This is a genomic window from Promicromonospora sp. NPDC023805 (assembly GCF_040639635.1).
In the GTDB taxonomy this organism is placed as follows: Bacteria; Actinomycetota; Actinomycetes; order Actinomycetales; family Cellulomonadaceae; genus Promicromonospora.
Window position 1 is genome coordinate 1 of the sequence record NZ_JBFAAH010000020.1, and the last position, 15,073, is coordinate 15,073.

The window sequence follows — 15,073 nt, forward strand, 5'->3', positions numbered from 1 at the left end:
CGCTGCTCGGAGTAGGTGCCCGGACCGCCCCAGTACTGCTCGAGGAACAACGTGAACCGCTCCTTGGCGGGCCCCAGGTCCTCCTCGGGGTACATACACGCTGGCTGACTACCTCGCTGCACGTCTACTTCGCCAGATGACTACTTCGGCGTATACCCGCCGTACGTCCGGCGTTCGGTACCAAGTCACAGTTAGGCTCACCGCGTGCACCTCAAGACGCTCACGCTCCGGGGATTCAAGTCCTTCGCGTCGGCGACCACCCTCGAGCTGGAGCCGGGCATCACCTGCGTGGTGGGCCCCAACGGCTCCGGCAAGTCGAACGTGGTCGACGCGCTCTCCTGGGTCATGGGCGAGCAGGGTGCCAAGTCGCTGCGCGGCGGCAAGATGGACGACGTCATCTTCGCCGGCACGACCGGCCGCGCGCCGCTGGGCCGCGCCGAGGTGGCCCTGACGATCGACAACACCGACGGCGCGCTGCCGATCGACTACACCGAGGTCACGATCTCCCGCACGCTGTTCCGCAGCGGCGGTTCCGAGTACGCGATCAACGGCAACAGCTGCCGCCTGCTGGACATCCAGGAGCTCCTGAGCGACTCCGGCATCGGCCGCGAGATGCACGTCGTGGTGGGGCAGGGCCAGCTCGACGCCGTCCTGCGCGCGACGCCGGAGGAGCGGCGCGGCTTCATCGAGGAGGCCGCCGGCGTCCTCAAGCACCGCAAGCGCAAGGAGAAGGCGCTCCGGAAGCTCGAGTCGATGCAGGGCAACCTCGCGCGCCTGGGCGACCTGACCGCCGAGCTGCGTCGTCAGCTGGGCCCGCTGGGCAGGCAGGCCGAGGCGGCGCGCAAGGCGCAGACCGTGCAGCGCGAGCTGCGCGACGCGAAGTCCCGCCTGCTCGCCGACGACCTCGCGCAGCTCACCGCTCAGCTCGAGCAGGAGCGCGCGGACGAACGGTCGCTCAAGGAGCGCCAGGCCGAGACCGAGGCGGCGCTCACCGAGGCGCGCGGCATGCTGGCCCGCCTCGAAGCGTCGATGTCCGCGGAGTCGCAGCAGGTCAACCAGGCCGGTGACACGGTCTTCGCGCTGTCCCAGACGCGCGAGCGCCTGCGCAGCCTGCAGTCCCTGGCCGGCGAGCGCGCTCGCCTCCTGGGTACCGCGGAGCCGACCCGTCAGGGTCAGGACCCCGACGATCTCGAGGCGCAGGCGGCACGAGCCCGCGCGAGCGAGGAAGAGCTGGTCACCGAGGTCGAGATGGCCCACGAGGTCGTCGAGACCGCCGTCGACGCGCGGGCCGAGGCCGAGGCGGCCGCGCAGGCCGCCGAACGTTCGCACGCCGCGCTGCTGCGCGCCGCCGCGGACCGCCGCGAAGGCCTTGCCCGCCTGGCCGGCCAGGTCGCCGCGCGGCGCAGCCGGGTCGAGGCCGCGCAGTCCGAGCTGGACCGGCTGCGCGAGGCCCTGCTCGAGGCGGAGCAGCGGGTGGAGAGCACATCGCGCGAGCTCGGGGCACTCGAGACCGAGGTCGGCGTGGGCGGCGAGGACGGCGCGGAAGGGCTCGACGTCGCGCACGAGGCGGCGGCGGGCGTGCTCGAGCTCGCCAAGGCCGAGGTGCGGCACCTCCAGGAGCAGGTGACCACCGCACAGCGCGACCGCAGCTCCGCGGCCGCGAAGGTCGAGGCGCTGGAGCTGAGCCTGGACCGCAAGGACGGCGCCGGCACGCTGCTGGCCGCCAACCAGGCGGGTGTCCTGGGCTCGGTGGCCGCGCTGCTGGGGATCGAGGCAGGTTTTGAGGATGCGGTGGCCGCCGCGCTCGGCCCGGTGGCGGACGCCGTCGCGGTCGCCGGCGTCGACGAGGCGGTGGACGCGCTGCGGCTCCTCCGTGACGAGGACGCAGGACGCGCCAGCCTGGTCGTCGGCTCGGACCGCCCGGCGACGGTCGACGCCGACCGCCCGGCGGTCGACCTTCCCGCCGGAGCCCGGTGGGCGACCTCCGTCGTGCAGGTCGCCGGACCGGCGTCGGCGGCGCTGCTGACGATCCTGCGGGACGTGGTGGTCGTGGACGACCTCGCCCGGGCCCGGGCCCTGGTGCGCGACCAGCCAGTGGTCGCCGTGACCCGGGCAGGCGACCTGCTGGGCGCCGCGCGCGCCTGGGGCGGTTCGGCGGCCGCGCCGAGCGTGCTGCACCTGCAGTCGGCGCTGGACGAGGCCAAGGCCGCCCGCGACGAGGCCGCGGCCCGGGAGACCGACGGGACCGCGCACCTCGAGCGCGCCCGGACCGAGCGGACGGCGGCGCAGGAACGGTACGACGAGACGCTCGCCCGGCTCGGGGAGGCCGACGCCGCGCGCGCCGCTGCCGCCGAGCAGCTCGGGTCGCTGGGTGCCGCCGCGCGCGCCGCCCAGGCGGAGGCGGACCGCCACCGCGCGGCGCTGGAGCAGGCCCAGTCGCGCCGCGCGGAGGACGAGATCGAGCTCGAGGCGCTCGTCGAGCGCATGACGATCGCCGAGGAGGAGCCCGCCGACGGCGAGGGCTCGATCGACGACGTGCAGGCCCAGCGGGACGAGGCCGCGGCGGCCGCCACCGCGGCCCGGGCGCGCGAGACCGAGGCCCGGCTGGCGCTGCGGACCGCCGAGGAGCGGGCGCGTGCCGTGTCGGGTCGCGCGCAGGCGCTGACGGCGGCCGCCGAGCAGGAGCGCGAGGCCCGTGCGCAGGCCGCGGAGCGCGAGGAGCTGCGCCGCAACGACGCAGCACGCGCGATGCAGGTGCAGCAGGCCGTGGCGGTTGCCCTCGAGGCGATAGCGCGCTCCCTGGACCGTGCGGTGGCCGACAAGGCGGCCGCGGAAGAGGCCCGCGCCGCCGGCTCGGAGCAGCTGCTCGCCGTACGGGGGAGCGTGGAGTCGCTGACCGGCCAGCTGCGCGAGCTCACCGACGTCGCGCACCGGGACGAGGTCGCCCGCGCGCAGCAGGTGCTGCGCCTGGAGCAGCTCCAGTCGCGCGCCTCCGACGAGCTGGGCATGGACCCCGACGTGCTCATGGAGGAGTTCGGCCCGCACCAGCCGGTCCCGGTGTACGAGGGCGACGCAGCCGTACGTGGGCGCAAGCGGCGCGCCGTCGTCGAGCGCGACGACGAGGGCAACCCCATCCGCTACGAGGGGGACCCCACGCTGCCGCGCGGTGCGGCGGCGCGCGAGGACGCGCTCATCGCGCGGACGCGTGCGCTGCACGAGGCAGGTCTTCGGCCCGACGACCCAGCGGCGACCGCTGTGATCATCGCGGCGGCCGGAGCCGAGCCGCAGGAGGCTCCGGCCGAGGGCGAGGCCGCCGCCGGCGATGAGCCCGAGCCCACCGAGCCGAAGCCCGACCGGATGGTCCCCTACGTCCGCGAGGAGCAGGAGGCCCGGCTGGCGAAGGCGGAGAAGGCGCTGTCGCGGATCGGCGCGGTGAACCCGCTCGCGCTGGAGGAGTTCGCGGCCCTGGAGGAGCGGCACCAGTTCCTGGTGGACCAGCTCGCCGACCTGAAGAAGTCGCGCGAGGACCTGCTCCAGATCGTCGACGACATCGACGAGCGGGTGCAGCAGGTGTTCGCCGAGGCGTTCCAGGACACTGCGGCCAAGTTCCTCGAGATCTTCCCCCGGCTGTTCCCCGGTGGTGAGGGCAAGCTGACGCTCACCGAGCCCGACAACCTGCTCACCACGGGCATCGAGGTCGAGGCGCGCCCGGCCGGCAAGAAGGTCAAGCGGCTCTCGCTGCTCTCGGGCGGTGAGCGTTCGCTGGCGGCGGTGGCGTTCCTCGTGTCGATCTTCAAGGCGCGGCCCAGCCCGTTCTACATCATGGACGAGGTGGAGGCAGCGCTCGACGACGTGAACCTCGGCCGCCTCATCGAGATCTTCAAGGAGCTGCAGAAGGACAGCCAGCTCATCGTGATCACGCACCAGAAGCGCACCATGGAGGTCGCGGACGCCCTCTACGGCGTGACGATGCGGGGCGACGGCGTCACGACTCTGATCAGCCAGCGCATGGGCGACCGCGAGACCGTCACCGCCTGAACCGGAGCGGAACCGCAGGCTCAGGCGGTATAGGTAGAGCCTGAGCCGGAGCCTGAGCCGCCCAGGGGGTGAAATTCGGCACCCCTCGGCAGCAAAACGCCAGGTGTGAGGGATTTCTCCTCCTGAAATTGCGCGTGTCGCGCGGCGTGTCGTGGCGCTCTGCGCGGCGAGACCGGACAAGACACGCCACAATGGGCCCATGTGGTGGTCGGTCATTCTGCTCGTGGTGTGCCTGGTCCTGGCGGTCAGTGTCTTCGTCGTCGCCAGCCAGATGGACGCGCCCTCGAGCAGGAGCGAGGAGTTCTCGTTCCTCCAGTGGTTCCGGTCCGGCATCGCACATCTTCGTGGTGACGCCAAGCGGCGCAAGGACGGCCGCCGCCTCGGGGCGTCAGCGGTAGCGACACATGCGGTGGGCGCGCCCTCCGTGTGGGTCGGCAAGCCTCCTGCGGCCAAGCCGGACAGCAAGCCGGTGGACATGGGTATGTCGGAGTTCTTCGCCGCGACCATCGAGTCCAAGCCTGGCTACGTCGACGCCGAGGAGCTGACGGACGTGCTCAACCGGGCACGCGACCAGGCGCAGAAGACCCTGCACGTACCGCTCGGTCCGGTGCCGCTCAAGCCCACCAACCTGGTACCCGGCCAGCTCCAGGCGGTTCGGCCCGTGCGGACCGTTCGTCCCGTCCGGCCCGTCACGCAGGAGTCGCCTGCGGAGGAAGGTCCGGCCCAGGCCGCAAGCTAGGCCTGACGGAACTGCCCGCACCGCCGTCCGCGGGATGGAAGAATCTGGGGCGTGAACGAGCTTCCCTGGATCGAGATCATCTCTGCCGTCGTCGTGCTCGCGGGTGGCGGCGGCATCGCCGGCGTCCTCGTGGCCCGACGACGGAGGCGCACCCAGGACCAGGGTGGCGGCCGGGCGACGGCCGAACGGGAGCCGGAGGTCGCGGTCGAGCCTGAGGTTTCGACCAGTCCGACCCGCGAGGCACCAAGCCCGACCCGCGAAGCGTCGGTCGAGACGCCTGCCCCCACCGCCGGCCGCCTGGTGCGGCTCCGCGACCGCCTCGCGCGCTCCGGCTCGCCCCTGGGTGCCCGGCTGCTGTCCGTCCTGTCCCGGGACTCGCTCACCGAGGACGACTGGGACGAGATCGAGGAGGAACTGCTTCTCGCGGACGTCGGGGCTGGTCCAACCACCGAGCTGCTGGAGGCGCTGCGCACCAAGGTCCGGGTGCTGGGTGTGCGGGAGCCCGCCGCGGTGCGCGACCTCCTCCGCTCCGAGCTCGTGGCGCTCCTGGACCCGGCCCTCGACCGCACGCTGCGGACCGAGCCGACTACCGCCGCCGACGGCACGCACCTGCCCGCCGTGACCCTCGTGGTGGGCGTGAACGGCACGGGCAAGACGACGACGGTCGGCAAGCTCGCCCGGGTGCTGGTGGCCGACGGCCGCAGCGTCGTGCTCGGCGCCGCCGACACCTTCCGGGCGGCGGCGGCGGACCAGCTCACCACCTGGGGTGACCGGGTGGGCGTGCCCACCGTGCGCTCCGACCGCGAGGGCGCCGACCCGGCGTCGGTGGCGTTCGAGGCGGTAGCGCGCGGACGCGACGAGAAGATCGACGTGGTGCTGGTGGACACCGCCGGACGCCTGCAGAACAAGGCGGGCCTCATGGACGAGCTCGGCAAGATCGTGCGGGTCTCCAGCAAGGTCGCCGCGCCGAGCGAGGTGCTGCTGGTGCTGGACGCGACCACGGGCCAGAACGGCCTCTCCCAGGCGCGCGTCTTCGCGGAGGTCGCCGGTGTCACCGGCATCGTGCTGACCAAGCTGGACGGCACCGCGAAGGGCGGCATAGTCGTCCAGGTGCAGCGGGAGCTCGGCGTCCCGGTCAAGCTGATCGGCCTGGGCGAGGGGCCGGACGACCTGGCGCCGTTCGACGTGGAGGAGTTCGTCGACGGAATCCTGGGCTGATCTTTCGTCAGGAATTGCGCGGCGGAGTAGGCGACAATGGCTGACTGTCCAATAGGTGAGAATGTCATGTGATCGGGACGTTACAAACGCATAGCCACGAAATGACGATCCGATCACGGTTCGGTCCGAAAATTCGCCCAAGCCAGGCGCGAAATCAGACGTTTACATTCTCCCCGCCTGCGTCACGCATCCGTAACCTCGATGCAGGTCGCGCGTAACCGCATCCCGCGACGGTAGTCGCGGTGGGCCGAGTCAACAGGACCGGTCCGGGGAGAGAGGCACCTGATGGAAGAGTTTGCTCTGGACAGTGGAAACACTGCCTGGATAATCACCGCCTCCTCGCTCGTGCTGCTGATGACGCCTGGCCTGGCGTTCTTCTACGGCGGCATGGTGCGCGGGAAGAGCGTCCTGAACATGATGATGATGAGCTTCAGCTCGATCGGTGTGGCCGGTCTGATCTGGGTGCTCTACGGCTACTCGCTGACGTTCGGTTCCGACATCGGTGGCATCATCGGCAACCCCGCCGACTACTTCGGCCTCGCGATCACCGACGCCGACTCGCTGATGTTCGCCGCCGGTGTCCCGGCGACGGTCGCCGCAGCATTCCAGGCGACGTTCGCGATCATCACGGTCGCCCTCATCTCCGGCGCGATCGCCGACCGCGTCAAGTTCGGCACCTGGCTCGTCTTCGCCGCACTCTGGGTCACGCTGGTCTACAGCCCCGTCGCGCACATGGTGTGGGGTGGTGGCCTGCTCGGCGCCGACGGCCCCGTCGCGACCGCCCTCTCGGTCCCGATCGACTTCGCCGGCGGCACCGTGGTGCACATCAACGCCGGTGTGGCCGGCCTCGTGCTGGCACTGGTCATCGGCAAGCGCAAGGGCTTCGGTACCGAGGCCATGCGCCCGCACAACCTGCCGTTCGTCATGCTCGGCGCCGCCCTCCTCTGGTTCGGCTGGTTCGGCTTCAACGCCGGCTCGGAGTTCGCCGCCGACGGCACCGCCGGCCGTGCCTGGCTGAACACCCTCGTCGCGACCGGCGTCGCGATGCTCGCCTGGATGGCCACCGAGAAGCTTCGTGACGGCGCGCCCACCACCCTCGGTGCCGCCTCGGGCGTCGTGGCCGGCCTGGTCGCCATCACCCCGGCCGCCGCGGCCGTCGACAGCTTCGGCGCCATCGCCATCGGCGCCGTTGCCGGCATCCTCTGCGCCCTGGCCGTCAGCCTGAAGTTCAAGTTCGGGTTCGACGACTCGCTCGACGTCGTCGGTGTGCACCTGGTCGGTGGCCTCGTCGGCACCGTGCTGCTGGGCTTCTTCGCCACCGGCGAGGCCGACGCCGTAGCGTCCTACGGCGTCTGGTACCCGGAGGGCGCGCTGAACGGCCTGTTCTACGGCGGTGGCTTCACGCAGCTGATCACCCAGATCGTCGCCGCGCTCGTCGCCGTCATCTTCAGCGCCGTCGTCACCGCGATCATCGCCTTCGCCCTCAAGTTCACGCTGGGCTGGCGCATCTCCGAGGAGGCCGAGGTCAGCGGTATCGACCTCGCCGTCCACGGTGAGACCGCATACGAGAACTCCGGCTCTACGATCACCGAGGTGCGCTGACCGTGACCGCGGTGCAGCAACCGACTCTCAAGGAGGTACGCGCATGAAGCTCGTCACGGGTGTCATCCAGCCCCACCGTCTCGACGACGTGAAGACGGCGTTGGAGGGTGCGGGGGTTCGCGGTATGACCGTGAGCGAGGCCAGCGGCTACGGCCGGCAGAAGGGCCACACCGAGGTCTACCGCGGTGCCGAGTACACCGTCGACCTGGTGCCGAAGGTCCGCATCGAGGTCCTGGTCACGGACGCTGACGTCACCGCGGTGACCGACGCGATCGTCGGCGCTGCCCAGACCGGCAAGATCGGTGACGGCAAGGTGTGGGTCGTGACGGTCGACGACGTCGCCCGCGTGCGCACCGGCGAGCACGGCGACTCCGCCCTCTGACGGGAGCGTTCGCCGACGTATGCGCAGTGACCCGGCGCCCGAGGGCGCCAGGGAGCAGCCGGAGGCCCCGCACCCCACCGCTGGGGTGCGGGGCCTCCGCGACGAGCTCCTCACCATCGCCGCGGACCTGACCGGTCCGGGCCGTTCGGGCCTCGCCCGGCGGTCCGCCGTCGGGCAGCGGGTCACCGACCGGCTCGGTTCCTTGTTCGCGGAAGCGACAAAGGACGTGGATCCGTCGGGCATCGCCCTGGCTGCGGTCGGCAGCCTCGGTCGGGGCGAGCTCGGGCCCCTGAGCGACCTCGACCTCGTGCTCGTGCACGACGGGCGGACCCACGGTCCGAAAGAGCTGCAGCAGGTTGCCGAACGCCTCTGGTACCCGCTGTGGGACTCGGGCGTGGACATCGACCACGCGGTGCGCTCCCTGAGCCAGTCCCGGCAGGTCGCGGCGAGCGACCTCCCGGCGGTGATCGGCTGGCTGAGCGTGCGTGCGGTGGCCGGCGACGCCGTCGTCGTGCACCGTGCCGCCTCTGCCGTGCTCACCGACTGGCGCGCCGCCGCGCGGCGGCGGCTGCCCGAGCTGATCTCGTCCACCCGCGACCGCGCGCAGCGCGCGGGGGAGCTCGCCTACCTCATCGAGCCCGACCTCAAGGAGGCGCGCGGCGGCATGCGCGACGCCGTCCTGTTGTCCGCGCTCGCCGCCACGTGGCTCACCGACCGTCCGCACGGCGCGGTGGACGCTTCCTACACGCACCTGCTCGACGTGCGGGACACCCTGCAGGTGGTCACGCGGCGACGCACCAGCCGCCTGCTGCTGGCCGATCTTGAGGAGGTCGCCGAGCTCACCGGGTACGACGACGGCGACGAGCTGCTGGCGAGCCTCGCCGAGGCGGGCCGGGTCATCTCCTATGCGCTCGACATGACGGTGCGCGGCGCGCGGCAGGCCCTGTCGCGCCCGGTGGGCGTGGGCAAACCCCTGTGGGTGCGCGGACGGCGCACGCCTCCGCGCCTCCGCTCGGTCGGCGACGGCCTGGTGGAGCACGACGGCGAGCTCGTGCTCGGCGTCGGGACGCGCCCGGCCGAGGACCCGCTGCTGCCCCTGCGGGCCGCGGCGACGGCGGCGCGCACCGGGCTCGTGCTGTCGCCCGTGACCATCCGGAGCCTCGAGCAGTGCCCGCCCCTGCCCGAACCGTGGCCGCCGGCCGCGCGCGAGAGCCTGCTCGCGCTGCTCGCCGCGGGGCAGGCGCAGGTCCCGGTGTGGGAGGCGCTCGACCTCGCCGGGGTGGTCACCTCCTGGATCCCGGAGTGGGCGGACGTGCGCAACCGGCCGCAGCGCGCGGCGATCCACCGGCACACGGTGGACCGGCACCTCGTCGAGACGGCTGCCGTGGCGGCGAAGCTGCGCCGCCACCTGCCGGAGCTGGCGTCCGGCACCGGCGGGCACCCTGGGACGACGTCGGGCGACCTCCTGCTGCTCGCCGCGCTGCTGCACGACATCGGCAAGGTGCGCGGCGCGGCCGACCACTCCGTGGAGGGGGCGCGGCTGGTGCCGGGCATCCTGACGCGCGCCGGCTTCGCGCCCCAGGTGGTCGACGACGTCACGCGGCTCGTGCGGCACCACCTCACGCTCGCGGACCTGGCCACCACCGCCGACCCCGACGACCCGGCAACGCTGGCCACCCTCCTGGACGCCGTGGACCACCGGCGCGACCTGCTCGACGTGCTGCGCGCCCTGACCGAGGCGGACACGACGTCCCTGGGCCCGAAGCACTGGACGGGCTGGCGGGCGAGCCTCGTGGACGGGCTCACGGAGCGGGCCCGCGCACTGCTGCCCGGATGAACGACCGGTGACCCCTGTCGATTAGGCTGTGCCCGTGTTCAATTCCCTGTCCGACCGGCTTACCTCGACGTTCAAGAACCTGCGCGCGCGGGGCCGTCTCTCCGAGGCGGATATCGACGCGACCGTGCGGGAGATCCGCCGCGCCCTCCTCGACGCCGACGTCGCGGTGCCCGTGGTGCGCGAGTTCACCGCCGCGGTGCGCGAGCGCGCGCTCTCGTCCGAGGTCTCCGGTGCGCTGAACCCTGCCCAGCAGGTCGTCAAGATCGTCAACGAGGAGCTCGTCGACATCCTCGGCGGGGCCACGCGCCCGCTCACGCTGGCCAAGACGCCCCCCACCGTGATCATGCTCGCGGGTCTGCAGGGTGCCGGTAAGACGACGCTGGCCGGAAAGCTCGCGCACGCGCTGAAGGGGCAGGGGCACACGCCGGTGCTGGTCGCCGCCGACCTGCAGCGCCCGAACGCCGTGACCCAGCTCACCGTGGTGGCCGAGCGTGCCGGCGTGCCGGTGTTCGCGCCCCACCCGGGCAACACCTCGGTGGCGGACGACCCCGCGGCCGACGCGCCGCTGATCGGTGACCCGGTCGGGGTCGCGCGGGACGGCGTCGCCTACGCCAAGGAGCGTCAGCACGACGTCGTGATCGTGGACACCGCCGGCCGCCTCGGCATCGACGAGGTGCTGATGCAGCAGGCCTCGGACATCCGCGACGCCGTGAACCCGGACGAGGTCCTGTTCGTCATCGACGCGATGATCGGCCAGGACGCGGTGAACACCGCCAAGGCCTTCGCCGACGGCGTCGACTTCACCGGTGTGGTGCTCTCGAAGCTGGACGGCGACGCGCGCGGTGGTGCCGCCCTCTCGGTCGCCAAGGTGACCGGCCGGCCCATCATGTTCGCGTCCACGGGCGAGAAGCTGACGGACTTCGAGGTCTTCCACCCCGACCGGATGGCCAGCCGCATCCTCGACATGGGTGACGTGCTCACCCTGATCGAGCAGGCCGAGAAGGTGTTCGACGCCGGCGAGGCCGAGAAGATGGCGGCCAAGGTCGCCAGCGGGCAGGACTTCACGCTCGCGGACTTCCTGGTCCAGATGCAGCAGCTGAAGAACATGGGCTCGATGAAGAAGATGCTCGGCATGCTGCCGGGCATGGCCCAGATGCGCGACCAGCTCGACCAGTTCGACGAGCGCGAGGTGGGTCGCATCGAGGCGGTCATCCACTCGATGACGCCCGCCGAGCGTGAGAACCCGAAGATCATCAACGGCTCGCGCCGCGCCCGGATCGCCAAGGGTTCCGGCACCACGACGACGGCCATCAACCAGCTCCTGGAGCGGTTCGAGAACGCCCAGAAGATGATGCGGCAGATGTCCAAGGGCGGCGGCATGGGGCCCGGCGGGATGCCCGCGATGCCCGGCGGCCCCGGCATGGGCATGGGCAAGAAGTCGCGTGGCAAGACGCCCCCGCCGAAGAAGGGCAAGAAGGGCAAGTCCGGGAACCCGGCCAAGCGCGCCCAGCAGGAGCAGGAAGCCATGCAGCGCGCGCTCGGCGGTGGACCCGCGACCACCCCGTCGGCGCCGGCCGGCTCGGCCTTCGGCGTCGCCCCCAAGAAGGACGAGGCGCCCGACCTCAGCAGCATCGAGCTCCCGCCCGGCCTGGAGAAGTTCCTGGGCCGGTGACGGTCGCCCGTGATCTCACGGGCTGAGCCGGGGGAGAACACGTTCTGGGAGAACATGGCCGGGGAGAACGAGGGAGCCGCATGTCTGCGCTGGAAGGTCCGACCGCGGCGATCCGCGGGCGCATCCTGCTGGGTGACGACCGCGAGGCCGAGGAGATCTGGGTCCGCGGCGGTCGTGTCAGCCTGACGCGCCCGTCGGCGCAGGGCACCAACATGCAGATCCTGGAGGGCTGGGCGGTGCCCGGCCTGGTGGACGTGCACTGCCACATCGGGCTGGCCGCGGACGGCGTCGTCCCGGTCGAGGAGGCCGAGAAGCAGGCAGTGGCCGACCGCGACGCCGGAGTGCTGCTGATCCGCGATGCGGGCTCGCCCCTGGACACCGCCTGGGTGCACCATCGCGGCGACCTGCCGCACCTGCTGCGCTCGGGCATGCACCTGGCGCTGCGCAAGCGGTACCTGCGCAACTACGGCCTCGAGCTCGAGTCGCCGGAGCAGCTCCCCGAGGCGGTGCGCACCCAGGCCCGACGCGGCGACGGCTGGGTCAAGCTCGTGGGCGACTGGATCGACCGGTCCCTCGGGGCCGACGGCGACCTGCGCCCGCTGTGGCCCGAGGACCTGCTCAAGGAGGCGGTCGCCGTCGCGCACGCCGAGGCCGCCCGGGTCACCGTGCACGCCTTCGCCACCGAGACCATCGACGGGCTGCTGGCCGCCGGGGTGGACTGCATAGAGCACGGGACCGGCATGACCGCCGAGCACATGGCGGCGGCCGCTGAACGCGGGATCGCCGTGACGCCGACCCTGCTGCAGGTCGGCCAGTTCGAGAGCATCGCGGCGCAGGCCGACGGCAAGTACCCGGTGTACGCGGAGCGGATGCGCGCCATGTACGCGAACCGCTACCAGCAGGTGCGTGACCTGCACGAGGCGGGCGTGCGGCTCCTGGTCGGCACCGACGCGGGCGGGACCATCTCCCACGGCCGGATCGCCGACGAGTGCGCCGAGCTGGTGGCAGCTGGCCTCCCGGCGGCGGAGGTCGTGGCGATGGCGTCCTGGCGGGCCCGCGACTACCTGGGCTTCGGGGCCGTCGTCGAGGGGTCCAGCGCCGATCTCGTGGTGTACCCGGCGGACCCGCGCGTGGACATCGAGGTGCTGCGTCACCCCACCGCGGTGGTGCTGCGCGGCACCGTCTACCCGACGGCGCGCTGACCCGTGCGGGTGTGACGCACACGCGGTTGGTGACGCGTCTCGCCGTCTGGCACAATGTGCAGGTACTCGGTGTGCCCGGACCCCTCTCATCTGGTCAGACCGTGTCTCGGTTCTACCCACCGCTTCACCCCACGTCGCGGTGCTCGGACCATCCCATTCAACAGGAGATACCACTTCGTGGCTGTCAAGATTCGTCTCAAGCGCCTCGGCAAGATCCGGGCCCCGTACTACCGTGTCGTCGTCGCCGACTCGCGCACCAAGCGCGACGGTCGTGTGATCGAGGAGATCGGCAAGTACCACCCGACCGAGGAGCCGTCGCTCATCGAGATCAAGTCGGAGCGCGCACAGTACTGGCTCGGCGTCGGCGCACAGCCGACCGAGCAGGTCGCCGTTCTGCTCAAGGTGACCGGTGACTGGCAGAAGTTCAAGGGCCTGCCGGGCGCCGAGGGCACCCTGCGCGTCAAGGGCGAGAAGGTCGACGCGACCGCCGCCATCGAGGCCGTCAACGCCGATGCCGAGAAGGCCAAGGCCAGGGCTGCCGAGAAGGCTGCTGCTGTCGCCGCCGAGGCTCCGGCTGCGCCGGCCGAGGGCGACGAGGCCTGATGCTCTCGGAGGCCCTCGAGCACCTGGTGCGCGGCATCGTGGACAACCCGGAAGACGTTCGCGTCTCCGCGAAGACGCTGCGCCGTGGTGACCTGCTCGAGGTCCGCGTGCACCCCGACGACCTCGGCCGAGTCATCGGCCGAGGTGGTCGCACGGCTCGCGCGCTGCGCACCGTGATCGGTGCGCTTGCCGCAGAGGGCCCGGTGCGGGTCGACGTCGTGGACGTCGACCGGCGCTGAGCGTTCGCCTGCTCCGCACGACGACGAGGCCCGGTCCGAACGTGGACCGGGCCTCGTCGTTCCCGCTGAACCGTTGGTCGAGCCTGTCGAGACCCCCAACCTTCACTCTTCGAGGAGACACATGCAGCTGACCGTCGCCCGCGTCAGCAAGGCGCACGGGCTCAAGGGCGAGGTAGCCCTCGACGTGCGCACGGACGACCCGGAGACCCGGCTCGCGATAGGTGAGCGGCTCGAGACGGTCCCGGCCGACGTCGGGCCGCTGACCGTGACGCACGCGCGCGAGCACCAGGGCCGGTGGCTGGTCACGTTCGCCGAGATCAGCGGCCGGACCGCCGCCGAGAACCTGCGCGGGACCGAGCTCGTCATCGAGGCGGACGCCTCCGAGGAGGAGGACGCCTGGTACCCGCACGAGCTCGCGGGCCTGCGCGTCGAGCTCGAGGACGGCACGGTGGTCGGCAAGGTGATCTCCCTGGAGTACATGCCGGCGCACGAGTCGCTCCTGATCGAGGAGTCCCTGCCCGACGGCGGTACCGTTCGCACGCTGGTCCCGTTCGTCCTGGCGATGGTGCCGGTGGTCGACGTCGAGGGTGGTCGCGTAGTGGTGACCCCGCCCGCCGGGCTGCTGGCGCGCGACGCCGACGCCGCGATCGTCGACCGTGCTGATGATGTCGACGCGGTCGACCGGGAAGACGACTGACGTGCGCGTCGACGTCATCTCCATCTTTCCTGACTACCTGGCGGCGCTCGACCTGTCGCTCGTGGGCAAGGCGCGGCAGCGCGGCCTGCTGGACCTGCGGGTGCACGACCTGCGGGACTGGACTGCCGACCGGCACCGCACGGTCGACGACACCCCGTTCGGTGGGGGCGCAGGCATGGTCATGCGCCCCGACATCTGGGGCCTCGCGATCGACGAGGTGCTGGACACCGGTGCGACGGGCGCGCACCTGATCGTCCCCACGCCGTCGGGCGAGGTGTTCACGCAGCGGCACGCCGAGAGCCTGGCGTCGGCGGAGCAGCTCGTGTTCGCGTGCGGACGGTACGAGGGCATCGACGCGCGCGTGGCGCAGCACTACCGGGACACCGGGATCACTGTGCACGAGCTGTCGATAGGCGACTACGTGCTCAACGGCGGCGAGGTGGCCTCGCTGGTCATGATCGAGGCAGTGGCGCGGCTGATCCCCGGCATGGTCGGCAACCCGGACTCCCTGGTGGAGGAGTCGCACGGGGCCGCGGGCCTGCTGGAGTACCCGGTGTACACGAAGCCGCCGTCGTGGGCGGACCTCGAGATCCCCGAGGTGCTCGTGTCGGGGCACCACGCGAAGATCGAGCGCTGGCGCCGGGACCGCGCGCTGGAGCGGACGGCACGGCTGCGGCCGGACATGATCGCCGCGCTCTCCGTGACGAACCTGGACAAGCACGACCTGGCACTGCTCGCGGAGCTCGGCTGGGTGCGCGGCCCGGACGGCGCCGACGGGCTGACCCGGGCCTGACGCGGTCCTCGCCCGACGTCCCCGCCCGACGTCACACCTGCTCCGGGAGCC

Annotated in this window: 12 protein-coding genes and 1 pseudogene; 12 read left to right on the top strand and 1 reads right to left on the bottom strand. The window is 72.0% G+C overall.

Translation table 11 applies throughout. The annotated features are described in order from the left end of the window. Positions 1–95 (bottom strand): annotated as a pseudogene (locus AB0F70_RS18895) (globin); the annotation flags it as partial. 109 nt (positions 96–204) lie between these two features. On the opposite strand from AB0F70_RS18895, the gene smc reads away from it, so the two are divergent. From smc to trmD, 12 genes are all read left to right on the top strand, one after another. After that, a complete protein-coding gene (smc, locus tag AB0F70_RS18900; RefSeq protein WP_357451512.1) occupies positions 205–4,038 on the top strand; it encodes a chromosome segregation protein SMC in 3,834 nt (1,277 codons plus the stop codon). 199 nt (positions 4,039–4,237) lie between these two features. Beyond that, entirely contained in the window at positions 4,238–4,777 is a 540-nt protein-coding gene (locus AB0F70_RS18905) for a hypothetical protein (protein WP_357451514.1), read from the top strand. 51 nt (positions 4,778–4,828) lie between these two features. Then, complete coding sequence (gene ftsY, locus AB0F70_RS18910; protein WP_357451516.1) at positions 4,829–5,995, top strand: signal recognition particle-docking protein FtsY; 1,167 nt, start codon at positions 4,829–4,831, stop codon at positions 5,993–5,995. A 285-nt stretch (positions 5,996–6,280) separates the two neighbouring features. Next, on the top strand, positions 6,281–7,597 hold the full coding sequence (locus AB0F70_RS18915; RefSeq protein ID WP_357451518.1) for an ammonium transporter: 1,317 nt from the start codon (positions 6,281–6,283) through the stop codon (positions 7,595–7,597). Between the two features lie 43 nt (positions 7,598–7,640). Further along, on the top strand, positions 7,641–7,979 hold the full coding sequence (locus tag AB0F70_RS18920) for a P-II family nitrogen regulator (RefSeq protein WP_116674478.1): 339 nt from the start codon (positions 7,641–7,643) through the stop codon (positions 7,977–7,979). 19 nt (positions 7,980–7,998) lie between these two features. Further along, entirely contained in the window at positions 7,999–9,816 is a 1,818-nt protein-coding gene (locus AB0F70_RS18925; RefSeq protein ID WP_357451521.1) for an HD domain-containing protein, read from the top strand. 34 nt (positions 9,817–9,850) lie between these two features. After that, the gene (ffh, locus tag AB0F70_RS18930) at positions 9,851–11,488 is read left to right on the top strand and encodes a signal recognition particle protein (protein ID WP_357451524.1); all 1,638 of its coding nucleotides are present in this window, start codon (positions 9,851–9,853) and stop codon (positions 11,486–11,488) included. An 80-nt stretch (positions 11,489–11,568) separates the two neighbouring features. After that, on the top strand, positions 11,569–12,690 hold the full coding sequence (locus AB0F70_RS18935; RefSeq protein ID WP_357451527.1) for an amidohydrolase family protein: 1,122 nt from the start codon (positions 11,569–11,571) through the stop codon (positions 12,688–12,690). Between the two features lie 177 nt (positions 12,691–12,867). Then, entirely contained in the window at positions 12,868–13,293 is a 426-nt protein-coding gene (rpsP, locus tag AB0F70_RS18940; RefSeq protein ID WP_357451530.1) for a 30S ribosomal protein S16, read from the top strand. Continuing rightward, positions 13,293–13,532 carry an RNA-binding protein gene (locus AB0F70_RS18945; RefSeq protein ID WP_116674482.1) on the top strand — a complete coding sequence of 80 codons (240 nt, stop codon included), beginning with the start codon at positions 13,293–13,295 and terminating at the stop codon, positions 13,530–13,532. Before rpsP ends, AB0F70_RS18945 begins: the two co-directional genes overlap by 1 nt. A gap of 121 nt (positions 13,533–13,653) precedes the next feature. Then, complete coding sequence (gene rimM, locus AB0F70_RS18950) at positions 13,654–14,229, top strand: ribosome maturation factor RimM (RefSeq protein WP_357451534.1); 576 nt, start codon at positions 13,654–13,656, stop codon at positions 14,227–14,229. Position 14,230: 1 nt separating this feature from the next. After that, positions 14,231–15,022: a tRNA (guanosine(37)-N1)-methyltransferase TrmD gene (gene trmD, locus AB0F70_RS18955; RefSeq protein ID WP_357451536.1), complete on the top strand. Its 792-nt coding sequence runs from the start codon at positions 14,231–14,233 to the stop codon at positions 15,020–15,022. The last annotated feature ends 51 nt before the right edge of the window (positions 15,023–15,073 follow it).

What these genes read in the sequence shown, in the direction of transcription:
- AB0F70_RS18905 (WP_357451514.1), top strand. Translation starts at nt 4,238, where the DNA reads ATGTGGTGGTCGGTCATTCTGCTCGTGGTGTGCCTGGTCCTGGCGGTC.
- AB0F70_RS18915 (WP_357451518.1), top strand. Translation starts at nt 6,281, where the DNA reads ATGGAAGAGTTTGCTCTGGACAGTGGAAACACTGCCTGGATAATCACC.
- AB0F70_RS18920 (WP_116674478.1), top strand. Translation starts at nt 7,641, where the DNA reads ATGAAGCTCGTCACGGGTGTCATCCAGCCCCACCGTCTCGACGACGTG.
- AB0F70_RS18925 (WP_357451521.1), top strand. Translation starts at nt 7,999, where the DNA reads ATGCGCAGTGACCCGGCGCCCGAGGGCGCCAGGGAGCAGCCGGAGGCC.
- AB0F70_RS18935 (WP_357451527.1), top strand. Translation starts at nt 11,569, where the DNA reads ATGTCTGCGCTGGAAGGTCCGACCGCGGCGATCCGCGGGCGCATCCTG.
- AB0F70_RS18945 (WP_116674482.1), top strand. Translation starts at nt 13,293, where the DNA reads ATGCTCTCGGAGGCCCTCGAGCACCTGGTGCGCGGCATCGTGGACAAC.
- rimM (WP_357451534.1), top strand. Translation starts at nt 13,654, where the DNA reads ATGCAGCTGACCGTCGCCCGCGTCAGCAAGGCGCACGGGCTCAAGGGC.